Genomic DNA, 16,375 nt, shown 5'->3' with positions numbered 1-16,375 from the left:
CCGGACTGGGCACGTCGACTCCGACGGGGCGAGCGATCGCCGACGACACGACACGACGCGGAAGGGCGTGATGGGCGACGTCGACGTGCTCGCTCCGCCGAGGCATGGTCAGAGAGCGGGGGCGAGTCCCTCCCACCGCACCGTCCAGCGGCCGTCGTCGGGGAAGCCGGGCGCGGCGCCGGCGGGCCCGTCGCCCCAGCCCGCACACATCATCGCGACGGCGTACAGCAGGCCGCCCGCACCGGGGAAGTAGGGCGAGGGCACCCCGGACTTCCCGCTGGCGGGCAGGCCGGTCTCGGTGAACCCGAAGCGCTCGTGCAGCAGGAAGTCCACCGCACGCCGCGGGTCGCCCAGTCGCGCGGCGTTCATCGCCAGCAGCGGGAAGTCCCAGCTGTAGAGGTCGTCGACCGGCCAGGTCCGATACACCTGTTCGGCGGTGGCGCGCATGATCTCCACGTCGACGCCGTCGCCGGGCAGCATCCCGAAGGGCGCGATCGGGTCGGGGTGATTCGTGTTGTGGACGGTCCACATGTCCTCGACGCCCTCGTAGAGGACGTACAGGCCGTCCTGCACCGGCAGCGGGGCCAGGTTGGCGAGGACGTCGTCCCAGTGCGGCTCGCGGCCGAGGCCGAGTCGCTCCCGCCACTGCTGAGCCACCCGCAGCCCGAAGCGCCAGTAGGAGAGCTCGAAGGCCGGATTGGACGTGGTGGCGGAGTCGTTGCGTTCATTGGCGGTCATCACCGGCGGTCCGAGGACGTAGCGGCCTCCCTCGGACTCCTGGTGGGCGAAGGAGGCCATGAACTCGGCGGTGGCGAACAGCACCTCCTGCCATTTCCGCAGGGTGTCGCGTCGAGGATGTGCCTGATAGTCCAGTTCGGCCAGGAACATGACGTGCGGCTGCTGCCAGATCAGCAGCGCGGTGGGGATGTTGGGCGACTCCCGTCCCTCGGCGGTGGTCATCTTGGGCCAGCGGGCGCCCGCGAAGCCCTGCTCGGCCGCCCGGTCCCGCGCCGACGGGAGCAGCCGTTCGTAGATGTCGGTGCTGCGGTCCAGCAGCGGCCACCGGTTCCACAGGGCGTAGTGGGTCGCGTGCCACCAGTACATCTCCGTGTGAAACTTCCCGTACCAGCCGTTGTTGACCAGGCCCGACTCCTGCGGCGGTTCGCCGCCCGCCTCGTTGACGGCCAGGTGGTACTGACTCAGCACGATGCGCCGTTCCAGTTCCCGCCACCGCTGGTCGGCGGAGCCCGCGAGGTCGACCGCCCCGCCGGACCGCCAGAACCTCGGCCACCAGTGGGCGCTCGCCCGCTCCACCGCGTCCGCCGTCGGCGGGGGCGCCGTGGCGGGCTCCGGTGTGAACAGGACGGTGGCGGCGAGCGTCTCCGACCGTCCACCCGCCAGGTGATACCGGTGTAGCCGGTCGTCATCCCTGGTCAGCCGGGCGGCGCCTCGCCAGGCGACGTCGACGGCATAGACGGTCTCATCGAGTCGGTGGGTGATGACGGCACGGCGGGCGCCTCGGCGACGCAGCTCGGTGGTGTGGTCGTCCGGACGGTCCCAGAAGCCCACGTAGGGGGCCGAGAACTTGTCCTGTCCCGCGGCGGTGGAGTAGGGGAAGTCCAGGAAGACGGCGAGCCTGCCGAGTCGGATCAGTGGCGAGGTGACACGCACCGCCACCGCGTCGGTCTCGGGATCGCAGGTCGTCTCGACCTCGACGGGACGGCCGTCGAAGAGGAACCGGCTGCGGAGCCGCCCGGTCCACAGTTCCAGGTGCTGCCGTGTCTCGGTGAGGTCGTCCGGGGACGCGGGCGTCCCGTCGGCCCTGGTGAGGGTCAGCCCGATGCGGCCGAGGTTGACGCGGTGCGGATTCTCCCGCAACCAGTGGTGCAGTTCGGGCTGGTCCTCGTCCCCGGTCCAGTAGTAGACCGGCCTGCCGTAGGTGTCCCAGATCGTGCCGCGATAGTCCTCGACGCGCCTTCCATGCGGCAGGGGGTCGGAATGCCAGCCCCAGTCGGCCATCGTGGCGAACGGTGCGAAGGTCTGGAGCCCGGTGATGTCGGCGCCGAAGGCGAAGCGACCGTTGCCGACCTGGACGGGCAGTTCGGTGTCGTCGCTGGTGCGGTGCAGGTCGTGGCGCGAGACGAGGGCCTGCCGGTCGATGCGCTCCACGCCGTCCGCGCCGTTCTCGGCCGTGGCGACTCGGCCCTCCGATTCGGCCGCCAGCACCCGCGCCGCGAGCGGGGCCGCCAGTGTGCCGCCCATACCGTGCAGTACCGATCTCCGGTTGACCATGCGATCTCCCTCGGTGCGCGTGATCGGCGGGACGTCGTCGTCCCCCGTCGTGCTGCCCTGCCTGGTGACAGTAGGAAGACGCCGACGTGACGACCACCACTCTGACCGGATGCGGCCGAGAGTGGTCGCGATCACATCACCCGCGATCGGCGCCGAGGTCGGGGCCGCTCGACCGCGGGCCCGGCGTCCACTCCGGCCCGATCATTCGGGCCGGTTCTCGCTGAGCAGGACGGCCGCGGCCGGGCGGAAGGAGCCCGCCCGGCCGTGATCGCGTCTCCCGTCGGACCTCGGCATGCCGGCGGAGGCGCCCCGCCGCGGCCGCCGAGGGCCGGCCTCAGCCGACGGGCCGGGCCTCGTCCAGTTCGGCCTGTTCGCCGCCGGTCTGGTCGAACTGGGTGCGGTGCAGCTCCTCGTATCGGCCGCCCGCGGCGAGCAGCTCGGTGTGGGTGCCGCGCTCGACCACGCGGCCGTCCTCGATGACCAGGATGAGATCGGCGGCACGGACCGTGGAGAGTCGGTGAGCGATCACCACGGACGTCCGGCCCGCCAAGGCCTCGGTCAGCGCCTCCTGCACGGCCTGTTCCGATGTGGAGTCCAGGTGCGCGGTGGCCTCGTCGAGGACCACCACCTTGGGGCGAGCGAGCAGGAGGCGGGCGATGGTCAGTCGTTGGCGCTCACCGCCGGAGAGCCGATAGCCGCGTTCGCCGACGATCGTGTCCAGTCCGTCCGGGAGCGTCGCCACCAGCTCCTCCAGCCGTGCCCGCCGCAGCACCTCCCACAGTTCGGCCTCCTCGGCCTCGGGCCGGGCCAACAGCAGGTTCGCGCGGATCGACTCGTGGAAGAGGTGTCCGTCCTGGGTGACCAGTCCGAGGGTCTGTCGGATCCCGGCGGCGGTCAGATCGCGGACGTCGACGCCCGCCAGCCGGACCGCGCCCTCGTCGACGTCGTACAGGCGGGGCAGCAGCGAGGCGATGGTGGACTTGCCCGCGCCGGAGGAACCGACCAGGGCGACCAGCTGCCCCGGCTCGACTCGGAAGGACACGTCGTGCAGCACCTGGACGCCGCCCCGGGAGTCGAGCGCGGCCACCTCCTCCAGTGACGCCAACGACACCTTGTCCGCCGCCGGATAGGCGAAGCCCACCTTGTCGAACTCCACCGACACCGGCCCCTCCGGCGCCGGGCGGGCGTCGGGCTTCTCGGCGATCAACGGCTTCAGGTCGAGCACCTCGAAGACCCGTTCGAAGCTGACCAGAGCGCTCATCACCTCGACACGGGCGCCCGCCAACGCGGTCAACGGGGCGTAGAGCCGGGTCAGCAGCATGGCGAGCGTGACGACGGCCCCCGCGTCCAGACTCCCCGCCAACGCGAGGTAGCCGCCGAGGCCGTAGACCAACGCCAATGCCAGCGCGGAGACCAGGGTCAGCGCGGTGACGAACACCGACTGCACCATCGCTCGTCGAACACCGATGTCCCGCACTCTGGCGGCACGGTCGGCGAACTCGCGTGACTCGTCGGCAGGCCTGCCGAACAGCTTCACCAGGGTGGCGCCCGGTGCCGAGAACCGTTCGGTCATCTGCGTGCTCATCGCCGAGTTGTGGGCCGCCGCCTCCCGCTGGAGTCTGGCCAGTCTGGCGCCCATCCGACGGGCCGGGATGACGAACACCGGAAGCAGCACCAGCGAGAGCAGGGTGATCTGCCAGGAGATGCCCAGCATCAGCACTAAGGTCAGCACCAGGGTCACCAGATTGCCGACGACCCCCGAGAGGGTGTCGCTGAACGCGCGCTGCGCGCCGATGACGTCGTTGTTCAGTCTGCTGACCAGGGCGCCGGTCCTGGTGCGCGTGAAGAAGGCCACCGGCATCCGCTGCACGTGGTCGAAGACGCTGGTGCGCAGATCGAGGATCAGACCCTCGCCGATGCTCGCCGACAGCCAGCGGACGACGAGCCGCAGCCCGGCCTCGGCGACGGCGATGCCCGCGATGAGCACCGCCAGCCACACGACGACGTCGGCGGGCTCGCTCCGCACGATGGCGTCCACGACTCGGCCCGCGAGCACGGGGGTCGCGACGGTGAGCACCGCGGTCACGATGCTGAGCACCAGGAACTGGACGAGGCGGCGGCGATGTCGTCGGGCGAAGCCGCCGATGCGACGCAGGGTGGCGGCGGAGAAGGGCTTGCGGTCGCTGCGCTCGGCTCTGGTCACGCTGTACAGCGAGTGCCAGGCCGTGGTCTCCATGCTCATGGCGGGCTCCTGATCGGTTCGGGGACGGTGATGGGTGATCGCTACGGTCGCGCTCGCCCGCGGCGGTGGTGGACTTGCAGGATCGCCTATCGCGCCGACAACGCACCCCGCGGCGGACGGGCCGTCGGAGTAGCGGAGAGCCGTCCGTGCCGGAGTCGGACGATCCGGAACGTATTCCGTCCGTCTGTACGAGTCCGATGTCCGGCCGTCTCGAAGGCCGGCGGGCGCGAGCCGGGCGTCCTGCCCGACGGGCGGATGCCTCCTCCATCTCGGACGGATCGGGCACCCGCGGGTCCGTGCCGCTCGTCGTCGGTCTGTCGGCTTCCCGGTGGCTTCCTGTCGGACTTCGCGGACTCCACGGGTGCGGCGGCGCCGTCCGGTCTGCGTCGCTCTCGCCGGGTGTGGTCAGGCCGGGTCCGGCTCCCGCTCGACGGCCTCCGACGCCTTCGGCTCGAGTGCGGGCGCCGCCGAGGCCGTACTACGACGGAGCAGGGCCCCCACCAGGACGGCGACGCCGATGATGATCACGCTGCTGGTCGTGGCGACCACGCGCAGCCCGTCGACGAAGGCTGTGCGAGCGGCCTCCAGCATCGCGGCCGCCTCGTCCCCGGACAGCAGTCCCGCCGAGGCGACCGCGCCGCCGAGCGTCTCCCGCGCCGGGTCCGCCGCCGACGCGGGAAGGCCGGCGGGCAGCCCGTCGGCGATCGCGGACCGATAGACGACGCCGCCGAGACTGCCGAGCACGGCGATTCCCAGCGCGCCGCCGAGTTCACCGCCGGTCTCGGAGATCGCCGAGGCGGCGCCGACGCGGCGAGCCGGCGCCGCGCCGATGATCTGATCGGTGGCGAGGGTCATCGTCGGTCCCAGGCCGAGCCCGATCAGCATGAAGCCGAGGACGTAGATCGACAGGCCTGCCGTGTCGATGCTCGCGAGCACCAGGCCGCCGATCCCGGCGAGGGCCAGCCCGGTCGCCATCACCGGTGCGGGCCGGGCGTGCCGGGTGATCACCGGGACGAGCAGCGTCCCCGCCGTCGAGGCGAGCACGGACGGCACCGTCCACAGCCCGGCCTGCAACGGCGAGAGTCCGAGCACGAGCTGGAGGTACTGCGCGCCGAGCAGCTGTACGCCCGACATCGCGAAGATCGCCAGGAACTGGGCGGTCACCGAGACCGAGAACGCCGGGACGCGGAAGAGCCTCGGGTCCAGCAGCGGGTCGGCGAGGCCGCGCTGGCGTCGCACGAAGACGATCGCCAGGGCGACGCCCGCCGTCGACGCGGCGAGCTGCGGCCAGCCGAGGCCGTCCTCGGCGAGCGCCTTCAGCCCTCCGACCACGAGCAGGATCGCGACCAGCGACAACGACGCGCTGATCAGATCGAGGCGTCCCGCTCCCCGGTCGCGCTGCTCGGGCAGGAGGAACGGCCCGACGGCGAGCAGCAGCACCATGACCGGCACACCGAGCAGGAACACCGAGCCCCACCAGAAGCTGTTCAGCAGCACACCGCCCGCGAGCGGGCCGATGGCCGTGCCCACCATGAAACAGGTCATCCACACGCCGATGGCCGCTCGCCGCTGCGCCGCGTCCTCGAACATGACTCGGATCAGCGACAACGTCGAGGGCATCAGGGTCGCGCCTGCCACGCCGAGCAGCGCCCTGGTCACGATGAGCATCTCGGCGCTGGTGGAGAACGCCGCCAGCACCGAGGCCAGCGCGAAGGCGGTGGCGCCGACGAGCAGGAGTCGCCGTCGACCGATGCGATCGCCGAGAGCGCCCATGGTGACCAGCAGGCCCGCGACGAGGAAGCCGTAGACGTCGATGATCCACAGCAGCTGCGCTCCGCTGGGGGCGAGGTCCGCGGTCAGGGCAGGCACCGCGAGATGCAGCACGGTCATGTCCATCGCTATGAGCAGCGTGGGCAGAGCGAGCACGGCGAGGCCGAGCCACTCCCGTGTGCCCGCCGACGGCGGTGCGTGCGTCATGACGTTCCCTTCGTCTCCGCGCGGACCGGTGCCGCGGCGTGGAGACCGACGCTAGAACCTCAACATTAATTCAGGTCAAGCGGCGTGGGCGGTTCGGGCGATCTCCGACGCTACAAGCGGGGACCGACATGATCACCGCCGTCGCCCGGCCGCGCCGAGCGACGGCGTGGTGGAAGCGCCCCGGCGGCTGTCACGCCCGGCACGTCATACCCGGTAGGGCTGCCCGGCGGTGAGGATCCGGAGACGACCGCGAGCCGATCCGCCCGCCGAGTCGTCGCCTGCGACTCCCACTCGGCATGTCGACGATCGCCGGACGACGACGCCTCGGCCGGTCGCACCCGCCCTCGCCGAGGACCGGGATACGCCGGCCGGCATCGAGCCCTGCGCGGTGATCACCGCTCGGGGCGGCCGCGCCGCGCCGCGAACCGATCGAGCGCGGCGTACGAGTAGGCCGCCGAGTCGATCGGCCTGCCCTCGCGCAGAGCCGTCGCCGTGTCGACGGCCGCCGCCACGGCGGTCCGGAAGAGCAGCGATCCGGTGCTGATCCTCCGCACGCCCAGCTTGGCGAGGCCGCTGACGTCGAGGCCGCCCGGTACGGCGAGCACGTTGAGCGGCACTGACAGTTCTCGGGCCAGCAGCGCGATGTCGGCGGGTTCGGTGATCCCCGGCACGAAGATCCCGTCGGCACCCGCCGCCACATAGCGGCGAGCCCTGCTCAATGCCGCCTCCACCGACGGCGGCTCGGCGACCAGCCAGTGCGTGTCGACGCGGGCATTGAGGAACAGGCCGGGGGCGCGGTCGGCGATCGCGGCGATCAGTGCGCACTGACTCTCCACGGCGGCGAGGCCCTCGGGGCGGCCGTCCTCCACGTTGATCCCCGCGATCCCCGATTCGGCCAGTTCGGCGGCCCAGTCCGCGACGTCGGACGCCTCCGTGTGCAGGCCCGCCTCGATGTCGACGCTGATCGGCACCGGCAGCTCCACGAGCACCGCGGCCAGCGCCGCGGTCTCGGCGAGGGTGTCGCCTCGGCCGTCCCGCAGCCCCGCCGAGGCGGCGACGCCGAGGCTGGTGGTGCCGACGGCGGAGAACCCGGCCGCGGTCAGCGCCGCGCCGGAGGCGTGGTCCCAGGCGTTGGGCAGCAGCAGCGGCGTCGGCCCGTGATGCAGGGCGCGGAACACCCGGAACGCCTCGCTGCCGTTCATGTCGCCTCCCGTGGTCTCGATTCCAAGCCGTTCCCGGCGCCGTGTCCGCCGAGGTTCGCCATCGAACCGCACGGCGCACGGCGGGATCCGCGGGAGTCTCGCCGCCCGCCTTCCTCCGGGACGACGCTCGGCCTGCCGACCACCGCCTTCGGCCGTGTCCGCGACGGCTGGTCCGCCGTGACCGGCGCGCGGTCGCCGTCCCGGCGATCCGCCGTCGATCACGCACACTATGGTCACGCGGGTTCGGCCGTCGCCGAAGCGTCGTCGAGCAGGATGGGGGCATGGACACGGCCCATCGTGGTCGCGCGCTCGCGGAGCTGACCGGGCTGCTGGCCGACCGCACTCGCGCGACCTTCTGCCTGGCGTTGTTGGACGGACGAGCGTGGACTCCTTCGGAGCTGGCGCGTCATGCCGGAGTCGCGCCGTCGACCACGACCGAACACCTGAACCGCCTGGTAGCGGGCGGGCTGCTCGTCGAACGGCGGCAGGGCAGGCATCGCTACGTCGAACTGGCGAGCCCTGCGACCGCCGCCCTGCTCGAAGACCTCGTCGCCTGGCTTCCGCCGCAGCCGGAACGGCCGAGCGGGCTGCGTGCGGTCCGGGCCGCGACGGCGACCGCCCTCGCCAGGACCTGCTACGACCATCTCGCGGGGACGCTCGGTGTGTCGATCACCGAGTCGATGCTCGACGCCCGGCTGCTCGACACCGCGGGCGGCCTCACCCTCACCCCGGCGGGCCGGGAGTTCCTGGTCGACGTCATGACGCTGCCCGAGGAGGCGCTGCGCCCCGGCCGCAGGCCCGTGGTGCGCGGGTGCCTGGACTGGACCGAGCGCCGCACCCATCTGGCGGGCGGTGCGGGCGCCGCCCTGTGCGGACGGCTGCTGGCACAGGGCTGGATACGGCGGGTCCGGCCGGGCCGCGCCGTGCGGCTGACCGCCGTCGGGGCAGCCGGACTGCACGACACGCTCGGGCTCGACGTCCACGCGCTGGGACTGTTCTGAACGCCGCGGACCGCGCACGCCGCAGGCGACTGCTCAGGAGCGGTCTCGGACTCGGGGCACTCGACTCGTCGCCGGTCCGCGGCGTCCGCGCCCTCTCGTCCGGACCAGCCGTCGGCCAGTCGGCCGGTACGCCGCGGTTGGGGTACGGCGCGGTCGTCGGCCGTCGGCCCGCGACGGCCCGACGCGCCGCGACCGGTCATGTGCCGGGGCCACCGATGTCGGGAGCACCCCCGTGCGCGGCACCCACCTCGACCTCCGCATCCGCGATCAGCGGGAACAGGCGCATCACGGCGGCCACCGGCACGGCCTCCTCCGGTCGCATCTCGGCGCGGGTGTCGCGCCCGCGGTACCGCGCGAGCAGCTGCCGGACGGCGTCACCCAGCTCGGCCAGCTCTTCCGGCGTCAGGTACACCACGGAGCTGAACGCCTCGTCGCGCTGCCAGTCCGGGGGCGCGGCCGCACGGTGCGCCAGCCACCGGCGGTGGCTCTCGTCCTCCAGTCCTCGGGCCAACTCGCCGAAGTCGCCGTCGGGCCGGTCCTCGGCGGCCGAGTCCTCGGCGGCCCGGGACGCCGCATCCGCCGAGGCGGGGCGGGGCGATCCGGCCCTGCCACGCAGTCGCCACGGGCGGGCACGGCCGCCCTCGTGGGGAGCCTCCTCGACATAACCGTGACGGGCGAGGCTCCGCAGGTGAAAAGAGCACAGCCCGGAGCTGTAGCCGAGTGCCTTGGCGGCCTCGGTCGCGGTGATCGTCTCGGCGTCCTTCAGCAGGTCGAGCAGCGCCACTCGCACGGCGTGCTCGGGAAGATCCTCGGCGGGTGCCGAGGCGACCGGACTGGAATCGAGGATGCCATCGCTGCTCATTTTGCAAAGTCTGCTACTTTGCAAAGCGTCCGGTCAACTTCTGCGGCCACTGGCACAGCACGCCGGGCCGCTCCCGCAGAGAGGGCTCTCGTCGTATGACCGTGGGTTCGGATCGTCCCCGCTCCGTCGATCGCCGAGTACGTGTGCTGGGCAAGCCGATCGACGGCGCCTTCCCGCGTCGGGCCCCCGAGGCCGACCGCGGTTCGGTGCTGCGGGTGACGGTCGTCGGTGAAGAGGTCCTGCACCGGCCCTGCCAGGACGTCGTCGACTTCGGCACGCCGGAACTGGCTCGCCTGATCGACGACATGTTCGCGACGATGTACGTCGCCGAGGGCGTCGGTCTCGCGGCGAACCAGGTCGGCGTCGACCTGCGACTGTTCGTGTACGACATCCCGGACCTCAGCGGTGTCCGCCACGTCGGCCACATCGCCAACCCGGTGGTCGAGGACATCCCCGCCGCGGAACGGCGACTGGCCGACGGCATGGAGGGCTGTCTGTCGGTGCCCGGCCCGTTCATGACGGTGGCCCGGCCGGATCGGGCCGTGGTGCACGGCCAGGACATGCATGGCGAGCCCCTCACGTTGACGGGGGACGACTTCTTCGCCCGCTGCCTCCAGCACGAGACGGACCACCTCGACGGCAGGCTCTACATCGACCGGCTGTCCGGCCGCGATCGTAAGACGGCACTGCGGGAGATGAACGAACGACGCGAGGAGATCTTCGCCGAGCGAGCCGCCCGCGCGGAGGCGTTGAAGGGCTGAGCCTCCCCGCCCGGGGTCCACGCGCGAACAGGGTCGACGCACCGGCCCCCGATCCGGCCGCCGTGCCGGAGGCCGTTCGGGCCGGACCGCGTCGCACCCGCCGGGCAGGGGTTGGTGTCCCGGTGAACGGGGCACGCCGATCGTCGCGGCCGAACGGCCTCGGCGCGGGCCCGGTCCGGCGGCCGCGATCACCTCGCCACGCCACCAGGGCACCCGGCCGCTCTCGCCGTCGGCGGCTTCGGCGTGCCGTCGACGCGCCGGATCGAGCTCCCGTCCACCGACCCGCGGCGGCGGCCACGCCGCGGTCGCGACGTCCGTTCACACACCTAGCATTCCCTGATGATCCGGGTTCGTGATCTCCACTCGTGGCCGTCGACGGAGGCCGAGGCGATCGCCGTGCAGGAACGCCTGCGGCCGCTGGTCCGGCAGACGGGCCTCGACCGCGCGCCTGCCACCGCCGCAGGCCTCGACGTCGCCTATGTCGGCGACGACGGGGCACTGGTCGCCGCCGTCACCGTGCTCGACGTCACGACGCTGACGGTGCTCGACAGCGCCGTGGTCCACGCCACGACGTCGTTTCCCTACGTGCCGGGGCTGTTCGCGTTCCGCGAGGCGCCCGCGCTGCTGCGGGCGCTGGAACGGCTGCGAGTGACGCCGAACGTGCTGGTGTGCGACGGCCAGGGCCTCGCCCACCCGCGTCGTTTCGGGCTGGCCTGTCATCTCGGTGTGCTCACGGACCTGCCGAGCATCGGCGTCGGCAAGAACTCTCTGGGCCCCTACGATCCACCCGGCCGGGAACGGGGCGAGTGGACGCCGCTGCGGCTGGACGGCGAGGTGGTCGGCCGGGCGCTGCGCACCAGGCCGGGGGTGAAGCCGGTGTTCGTCTCCGTCGGGCACCGCGTCGACGTCGAGTCGGCCTGCGCGCTGGTCCTGCGACTCACCCCGCGATACCGACTGCCGGAGACCACTCGCACGGCCGACCGCCTCGGCCGGGCAGGCTGATCACGAAAGCGACGGCCGACCCGCGATGGCCGCGCACGCGGACACGACGCCGGACGCCGCCCGCTCCCCGGTGGCCGGAGGCGTCGCAGGCGGTGGCCGCCTGCGACGTCGCGTTGCGCGCCGACCAGGGTCCGAGGCGCGACGACACCAGAGCCGACCGCCGCGGAGTCCCCGGCCGGGCCGCGGTGGCGGGGTCTCGTCAGTCCAGGAGGCGTTCGCCGACGACCTGCCCGTGGAACGTCTCCCCGGTCGGGGTGAAACCGATCCGGCGATAGAAGTCCTCGGGGCCTGCCGGATGGACCTCCCACATGACGGTGACGCGCCGCTGTCCACGTCGCCGTGCCTCGGCGCAGAGCTGTTCGACCGCGAAACGTCCGTAGCCCCGGCCCTGCCGACCCGCCGCGATGTTCAACCGCCAGACGCCGCAGCGGAACAGCTCCACCGGATTCTCCGGATCGAAGCCCGCCATCACGAAACCGACCAGGTCGTCGCCGTCGTAGACCAGGCGCGGCCAGGTCGTCTCCGGCTGTGCGTAGGCCTCGGCCAGCGAGACGGCGACGGGTGCGACGACGGCCTCCTGCTCGGGTGCGACGGCGAGCGCACAGGCCTCTCGCACGTTCTCGGGGGTGACACGGTCGAGTCGAAGGTTCATGGCGGCATCCTGCACGCGGGCACCGACGAGACCGGGCGCTCGACAGGACCGTCAGTGCCGAGACGACGATCGACACGGGCGTTCGCGCTCCGGCGAGAGTCGTGCGTCGTGGTTCCTCAGTGAGCGGGCCGGGCTCCGGTGTAGACGCCGACCGGTCGGAACCGCAGCGCGGGCTCGCGGTACTCCTCGATCGCGTGGGCCAGCCAGCCGACGGCCCGGGAGACGGCGAAGACGGCCTCACCGGCGTCGGGCCGCATGTCGTAGGCGTGCATCATCGCCGCGAGGGCGAGATCGATGTTGGGGAACGCCGACGGGTTCTGATCGCGCAGCCGCTCCGTGACGGCGTCCAGGGCACGCAGGGGCGTCTCCGCCTCCCCCGACTCGCGGAGCAGCGTGATCAGGAGCTCCGCCCGCGGATCGCGGCGCTGGTAGACCCGATGACCGAAGCCCGGCACGGTGCCCGAGGTGCGGAGCCGGTCCGACAGCGCGTCGATCGGATCGGACAGCGCCTCGCCCAGGAAACGGTAGGCGAGGCTGCTCGCCGCTCCGTGTCGGGGCCCGTCGAGGGCGCCGAGTCCCGCGGAGACGACCGCGTACGGGTTGGCCCGCGTGTTCGCCGCGATCCGCGCGGCGACCGTGGACACCGCGAGGTCGTGGTCGGCCAGCAGGATGAGGACCGCCGTGAGCAGTCGAGCCCGCACCGGCCGTGAGGTGAGGACCGGCCACACTCGCAGCGCGACCGTGTCGCCCTGGGGGGCGTGCGGCGCGTGCGCGGCGGCCAGGACGCCCAGCAGCGTCTCCCCCGCGCGGATCACCGATTCCGGGCTCAACGCGAAGCGCAGCGGGTCCAGCGCGCCCAGGGCGACGACGGCGACCCGCAGTCGGTCGGTCAGTCGCGCGGTCCTGGGCAGCACGGCGATGGCGGCCTCGGCGGACTCGACGAGATCGGCGGGCGCGGGGAACGGCGGCCGATCCGCGAGATCGCCGGTCCAGAGCAGGTGGGCGACGGACTCGACCGTGGTGGTCGTGGCGAGGTCGACCGCGCGATGCCCTCGGAAGTACAGCTCGTCGTCGGCGATCAGCGTCAGCTCGGTGCGGATCCGTTCGACCGCGCCGGAGGCCTGCCTGCCGTCGCGACGCCGGTCGGCGAGTCCCTCGACCTCGTCCTGCCGGAACACGCTTCCGCGTCCGCCTCTGGCTCGCACGCTGCGCAGCAGGCCTCTGCTGACATAGGCGTAGACCGTCGCCTCCTTGACGTCCAGGCGATGCGCCACCTCGGCGGTGGTCAAGTAACGCGAATCACCTTCGACGGCGGTGGAGTCGGCCATGACCTGCGATCCTCCCGTTCATATTGACTGCATCAATATTGACAATACAGGAGTGCCGAGTCGACAGTGCACACCACCAAGGAGGTGCACATGTCTGTCACTGTGGACGGATCGATCGAGGTTCCCGCAGGCCTTCGCGACGTCGTCGTCACGACCACCGAGATCGGCGACGTACGGGGAAGAGAAGGCTTCTACCACTACCGGCAGTACTCGGCGATCGACCTGGCCGCGTCGCGTTCCTTCGAGGAGACGTGGTTCCTGTTCGTCGAGGGCAGGCTGCCCGACCCGGCGGAGCTGACGCGCTTCGTCGCCGAGATCGCCCCCCTGCGGGTGCTGCCCGAGCGGCTGCGCGCCCTGCTGCCCTCGATCGCGGCGCTCGGGCCGTCCGCCGACCCGATGTCGGGGCTGCGGACGGCCCTGTCCGCGCTGGGCGCCGTGCACGATCTGCCCGCGCTGTGGGACGCGCCGCCGGAACGACGGCGGGCCGACGCGCTGCTCGTGTGCGCCGTGACGCCGACGATCCTCGCCGCCCTGCACCGACTTCGTGCCGGACTGGAGCCGATCGAGCCTCGCCCCGAACTGTCGCACGCCGCGAACTGGTTGGCGATGCTGGGGATCGAGGACCCCGCCCCCGCGCACGTTCGTGCCGTGGAGACCTACCTGATCGCGACCGTCGACCACGGTTTCAACGCCTCCACCTTCACCGCCAGGGTGGTGGCCTCGGCGGGCGCCGACGTCGTGTCGGCGGTCACCGCCGCGATCGGCGCCTTCACCGGTCCGCTCCACGGCGGAGCCCCGGATCGGGCGCTGGACTCCGTCGACGACATCGGCACGCCGGACCGCATCGACGACTGGGTCCGTGCGAAGGTCCTCGCGGGCGAACGCATCATGGGCTTCGGCCACGCCGTCTATCGGACGAACGATCCGAGGGCCGTGCTCCTCCGCGAGAAGGCCGCCGAGCTGGGCGGCCCGTTGGTCGACTTCGCGACGACCGTCGAACGTCGGGTGGTCGAGATCCTGGCGGAGCTGAAGCCGGGCCGCGAGTTGTACGCGAACGTGGAGTTCTACGCGGGCGTGGTGATGGAGCTGTGCGGCATCCCGCGCCCGCTGTTCACGCCGACCTTCGCGGTCAGTCGGGTGGTGGGCTGGACCGCCAACATCCTGGAGCAGGCCGAGGGCGGCCGCATCATCCGTCCCGCCGCGCGCTACGTCGGCCCGGACGCCCCGCAGCCGTTGCCGTTGCCGTTGCGCTGAGCAGGACCTTCGACGCGGCACCGGGCGGGCCCGGCCCGCCCGGTGGCGTCAAGGAATAATCCGGCGGAGACCACGGTTGCCACCCGGCATGATCTTAGAGATTGGCGTGATCCTCCCGTCCTCCACGCCATACCCTGATCAGCCGATATCCAACGAGATCGGTGCGAGCGCCCGTTTCGCCGAGGAGGTCGGGCTCGACTCCGTCTGGTCCACCGACCATCTGGTGGCGAGCGCCCCGATGCTGGACAGCACCGTGGTGCTGGCCACCGCGGCGGCGGTGACCGAGCGGATCACCATCGGATTCGGAGTGCTGCTGCCCGCCCTGCGGCAGCCTGCCTGGGCGGCGAAGCAGGTCAGCACCCTTCAGCTGTTGTCCGGCGGTCGCGTCGTGCTCGGCGTCGGCACCGGCAATCCCGCCCACGGCGACATCGGCTGGCGGGCCGCCGGGGTCTCCTTCAAGGACAGGGGGACTCGCACCGACGAGGCGTTGCGGGTGCTGCCCGGCCTGATCGGCGGCCTCCCGACCGTGCTGGCCGACGGGACGGAGGTGACGTTGACGCCCGGATCGGCCATGCCGCCCGTGTTGGTGGCGGGCGACGGCGACCGAGCCCTGCGCAGGGCGGCGGAGTTCGGCGACGGCTGGGTGTCGCTCGGGCTGCCCGCGACGGAGGTGGCCACACGGCTCACCAGACTGGCGGAGCTGGCCGCGGACCACGGGCGCCCGGTGCCTCGCGCGACGGTGGTGGCGCCCGCGCTGGACGCCGACCCCAAGCGGGCCGCGGCGCAGCTCGCCGCGTACGCCGATGCGGGCACGGAGCGGGTGATCCTGCCGCCGACCAGGGCCGGCTGGCGGCGGGACTACGAGTTCGCCGCGGCCCTGAAGGCCGCGAGCTAGCCCGGTCCCGTACCGACACGGACCGGCGCGGCGCGGGATACGGCCGGGTCGGCGGCCCGCGTGGGCCGGCGGGCTGCCGCTCAGACGGCGGGAGCGGGCAGCAGCCCGGCCAGGAAGGCCGGATCGACCCCGATGAGCGACTCCCGAAGCACCCGGCGTTCTCCCGATTCGACGGGCACCTCGCAGGGCACCACCAGCACCGTGCAGCCCGCGGCGACCGCCGAGGCGACGCCGACGGGCGAGTCCTCGACGGCGACGGTGTCGGCGGGGTTCACTCCGAGCGCGGCGGCGGCCTGGAGGTACGGCGCGGGGTGCGGCTTGTTGTGCGGCACCTCGTCACCGAAGACGGCGGTCGTGAAGAGTTCGGAGCCGATGGTCAGCAGCGCGACCTCGCCCAGGGACCGGATCGTGGAGGTCACGAGTGCCATCGGCACGCCGGTGTCGTGCACGGCGTGCAGGGCCTCCTGCGCGCCCGGACGCCAGAGCAGGTCGGTACGGAACAGCTCGCGGGTGAGATCGGCGACTCGGGCCCCGGCGGAGGCGACCGTGTCCGGTGTGACGGGGAGGCCCAGGTCGGCGAGCAGGATGCCCATGCTGTTGCTCATGTTGGAGCCCACCATCGCGGCTCGTGCCTCGGCGCTGATCACGCCGCCCAGTTCGGCGGCGGTCTCCTCCAGGGCGATGGCCCACAGCTTCTCGGAGTCGAGGAGGGTGCCGTCCATGTCCCAGAGGACGGCGGCGAGCCGCCCAAAGGAGTGAGCGGCGAGCCGCCCAGGGGAGCCGGCGGCGAGCCGCCTCACGGAACCGGTGGCGGGCCGCCCGAGAACGTCGGCGGCAGGCCGCCCGGCGGAATCAGCCGATGCAGCCGGGAGACTCCCGGACGAGGCCGCCGCAGTAGGCTTCGGCG

General features: G+C 72.5%; 13 protein-coding genes. 5 read left to right on the top strand and 8 right to left on the bottom strand.

Going from position 1 to position 16,375, the window contains the following annotated elements; translation table 11 throughout:
• Nucleotides 1-108: 108 nt before the first annotated feature.
• From AHOG_RS13445 to AHOG_RS13430, 4 genes are all read right to left on the bottom strand, one after another.
• Complete coding sequence (locus tag AHOG_RS13445; protein WP_093941661.1) at nucleotides 109-2,292, bottom strand: glycoside hydrolase family 65 protein; 2,184 nt, start codon at nucleotides 2,290-2,292, stop codon at nucleotides 109-111.
• A 334-nt stretch (nucleotides 2,293-2,626) separates the two neighbouring features.
• Complete coding sequence (locus tag AHOG_RS13440) at nucleotides 2,627-4,528, bottom strand: ABC transporter ATP-binding protein (RefSeq protein ID WP_211290645.1); 1,902 nt, start codon at nucleotides 4,526-4,528, stop codon at nucleotides 2,627-2,629.
• Between the two features lie 411 nt (nucleotides 4,529-4,939).
• A complete protein-coding gene (locus AHOG_RS13435; RefSeq protein ID WP_093941659.1) occupies nucleotides 4,940-6,511 on the bottom strand; it encodes an MFS transporter in 1,572 nt (523 codons plus the stop codon).
• A 392-nt stretch (nucleotides 6,512-6,903) separates the two neighbouring features.
• Nucleotides 6,904-7,713, bottom strand: a complete 810-nt coding sequence (locus AHOG_RS13430; RefSeq protein ID WP_093941658.1) for an isocitrate lyase/PEP mutase family protein — start codon at nucleotides 7,711-7,713, stop codon at nucleotides 6,904-6,906.
• 281 nt (nucleotides 7,714-7,994) lie between these two features.
• Between AHOG_RS13430 and AHOG_RS13425 the strand changes: the two genes are divergently transcribed.
• Entirely contained in the window at nucleotides 7,995-8,714 is a 720-nt protein-coding gene (locus AHOG_RS13425; RefSeq protein ID WP_093941657.1) for an ArsR/SmtB family transcription factor, read from the top strand.
• Between the two features lie 196 nt (nucleotides 8,715-8,910).
• On the opposite strand, the gene AHOG_RS13420 is transcribed toward AHOG_RS13425, so the two are convergent.
• Nucleotides 8,911-9,576 (bottom strand): winged helix-turn-helix domain-containing protein, encoded by a 666-nt coding sequence (locus AHOG_RS13420; RefSeq protein WP_093941656.1) that lies wholly within the window; start codon nucleotides 9,574-9,576, stop codon nucleotides 8,911-8,913.
• Between the two features lie 95 nt (nucleotides 9,577-9,671).
• On the opposite strand from AHOG_RS13420, the gene def reads away from it, so the two are divergent.
• Entirely contained in the window at nucleotides 9,672-10,337 is a 666-nt protein-coding gene (def, locus tag AHOG_RS13415) for a peptide deformylase (RefSeq protein ID WP_093941655.1), read from the top strand.
• Between the two features lie 339 nt (nucleotides 10,338-10,676).
• A complete protein-coding gene (locus AHOG_RS13410) occupies nucleotides 10,677-11,339 on the top strand; it encodes an endonuclease V (protein WP_093941654.1) in 663 nt (220 codons plus the stop codon).
• 199 nt (nucleotides 11,340-11,538) lie between these two features.
• Here AHOG_RS13410 and AHOG_RS13405 read toward each other — a convergent pair whose 3' ends face one another.
• Both AHOG_RS13405 and AHOG_RS13400 read right to left on the bottom strand, forming a co-directional pair.
• A complete protein-coding gene (locus AHOG_RS13405; RefSeq protein WP_093944430.1) occupies nucleotides 11,539-11,991 on the bottom strand; it encodes a GNAT family N-acetyltransferase in 453 nt (150 codons plus the stop codon).
• A 116-nt stretch (nucleotides 11,992-12,107) separates the two neighbouring features.
• The gene (locus tag AHOG_RS13400) at nucleotides 12,108-13,319 is read right to left on the bottom strand and encodes a citrate/2-methylcitrate synthase (protein ID WP_093941653.1); all 1,212 of its coding nucleotides are present in this window, start codon (nucleotides 13,317-13,319) and stop codon (nucleotides 12,108-12,110) included.
• Nucleotides 13,320-13,409: 90 nt separating this feature from the next.
• Between AHOG_RS13400 and AHOG_RS13395 the strand changes: the two genes are divergently transcribed.
• Both AHOG_RS13395 and AHOG_RS13390 read left to right on the top strand, forming a co-directional pair.
• Nucleotides 13,410-14,573, top strand: coding sequence for a citrate/2-methylcitrate synthase (locus AHOG_RS13395; protein ID WP_093944429.1), 1,164 nt, complete (start codon nucleotides 13,410-13,412; stop codon nucleotides 14,571-14,573).
• 88 nt (nucleotides 14,574-14,661) lie between these two features.
• Nucleotides 14,662-15,468, top strand: a complete 807-nt coding sequence (locus AHOG_RS13390) for an LLM class flavin-dependent oxidoreductase (protein ID WP_093941652.1) — start codon at nucleotides 14,662-14,664, stop codon at nucleotides 15,466-15,468.
• Between the two features lie 80 nt (nucleotides 15,469-15,548).
• On the opposite strand, the gene AHOG_RS13385 is transcribed toward AHOG_RS13390, so the two are convergent.
• Nucleotides 15,549-16,268 (bottom strand): HAD family hydrolase, encoded by a 720-nt coding sequence (locus AHOG_RS13385; protein WP_281258095.1) that lies wholly within the window; start codon nucleotides 16,266-16,268, stop codon nucleotides 15,549-15,551.
• Nucleotides 16,269-16,375 lie beyond the last annotated feature (107 nt).

This window comes from Actinoalloteichus hoggarensis (genome assembly GCF_002234535.1).
GTDB classification, from domain to species: domain Bacteria; phylum Actinomycetota; class Actinomycetes; order Mycobacteriales; family Pseudonocardiaceae; genus Actinoalloteichus_A; species Actinoalloteichus_A hoggarensis.
This window is presented reverse-complemented; position numbering and strand designations above follow the sequence as displayed.

Bases quoted from the DNA above. Each gene is read 5' to 3' on its own strand.
- AHOG_RS13445 (WP_093941661.1), bottom strand. From the start codon at position 2,292: ATGGTCAACCGGAGATCGGTACTGCACGGTATGGGCGGCACACTGGCG.
- AHOG_RS13440 (WP_211290645.1), bottom strand. From the start codon at position 4,528: ATGGAGACCACGGCCTGGCACTCGCTGTACAGCGTGACCAGAGCCGAG.
- AHOG_RS13435 (WP_093941659.1), bottom strand. From the start codon at position 6,511: ATGACGCACGCACCGCCGTCGGCGGGCACACGGGAGTGGCTCGGCCTC.
- AHOG_RS13430 (WP_093941658.1), bottom strand. From the start codon at position 7,713: ATGAACGGCAGCGAGGCGTTCCGGGTGTTCCGCGCCCTGCATCACGGG.
- AHOG_RS13425 (WP_093941657.1), top strand. From the start codon at position 7,995: ATGGACACGGCCCATCGTGGTCGCGCGCTCGCGGAGCTGACCGGGCTG.
- AHOG_RS13420 (WP_093941656.1), bottom strand. From the start codon at position 9,576: ATGAGCAGCGATGGCATCCTCGATTCCAGTCCGGTCGCCTCGGCACCC.
- def (WP_093941655.1), top strand. From the start codon at position 9,672: ATGACCGTGGGTTCGGATCGTCCCCGCTCCGTCGATCGCCGAGTACGT.
- AHOG_RS13410 (WP_093941654.1), top strand. From the start codon at position 10,677: ATGATCCGGGTTCGTGATCTCCACTCGTGGCCGTCGACGGAGGCCGAG.
- AHOG_RS13405 (WP_093944430.1), bottom strand. From the start codon at position 11,991: ATGAACCTTCGACTCGACCGTGTCACCCCCGAGAACGTGCGAGAGGCC.
- AHOG_RS13400 (WP_093941653.1), bottom strand. From the start codon at position 13,319: ATGGCCGACTCCACCGCCGTCGAAGGTGATTCGCGTTACTTGACCACC.
- AHOG_RS13395 (WP_093944429.1), top strand. From the start codon at position 13,410: ATGTCTGTCACTGTGGACGGATCGATCGAGGTTCCCGCAGGCCTTCGC.
- AHOG_RS13390 (WP_093941652.1), top strand. From the start codon at position 14,662: ATGATCTTAGAGATTGGCGTGATCCTCCCGTCCTCCACGCCATACCCT.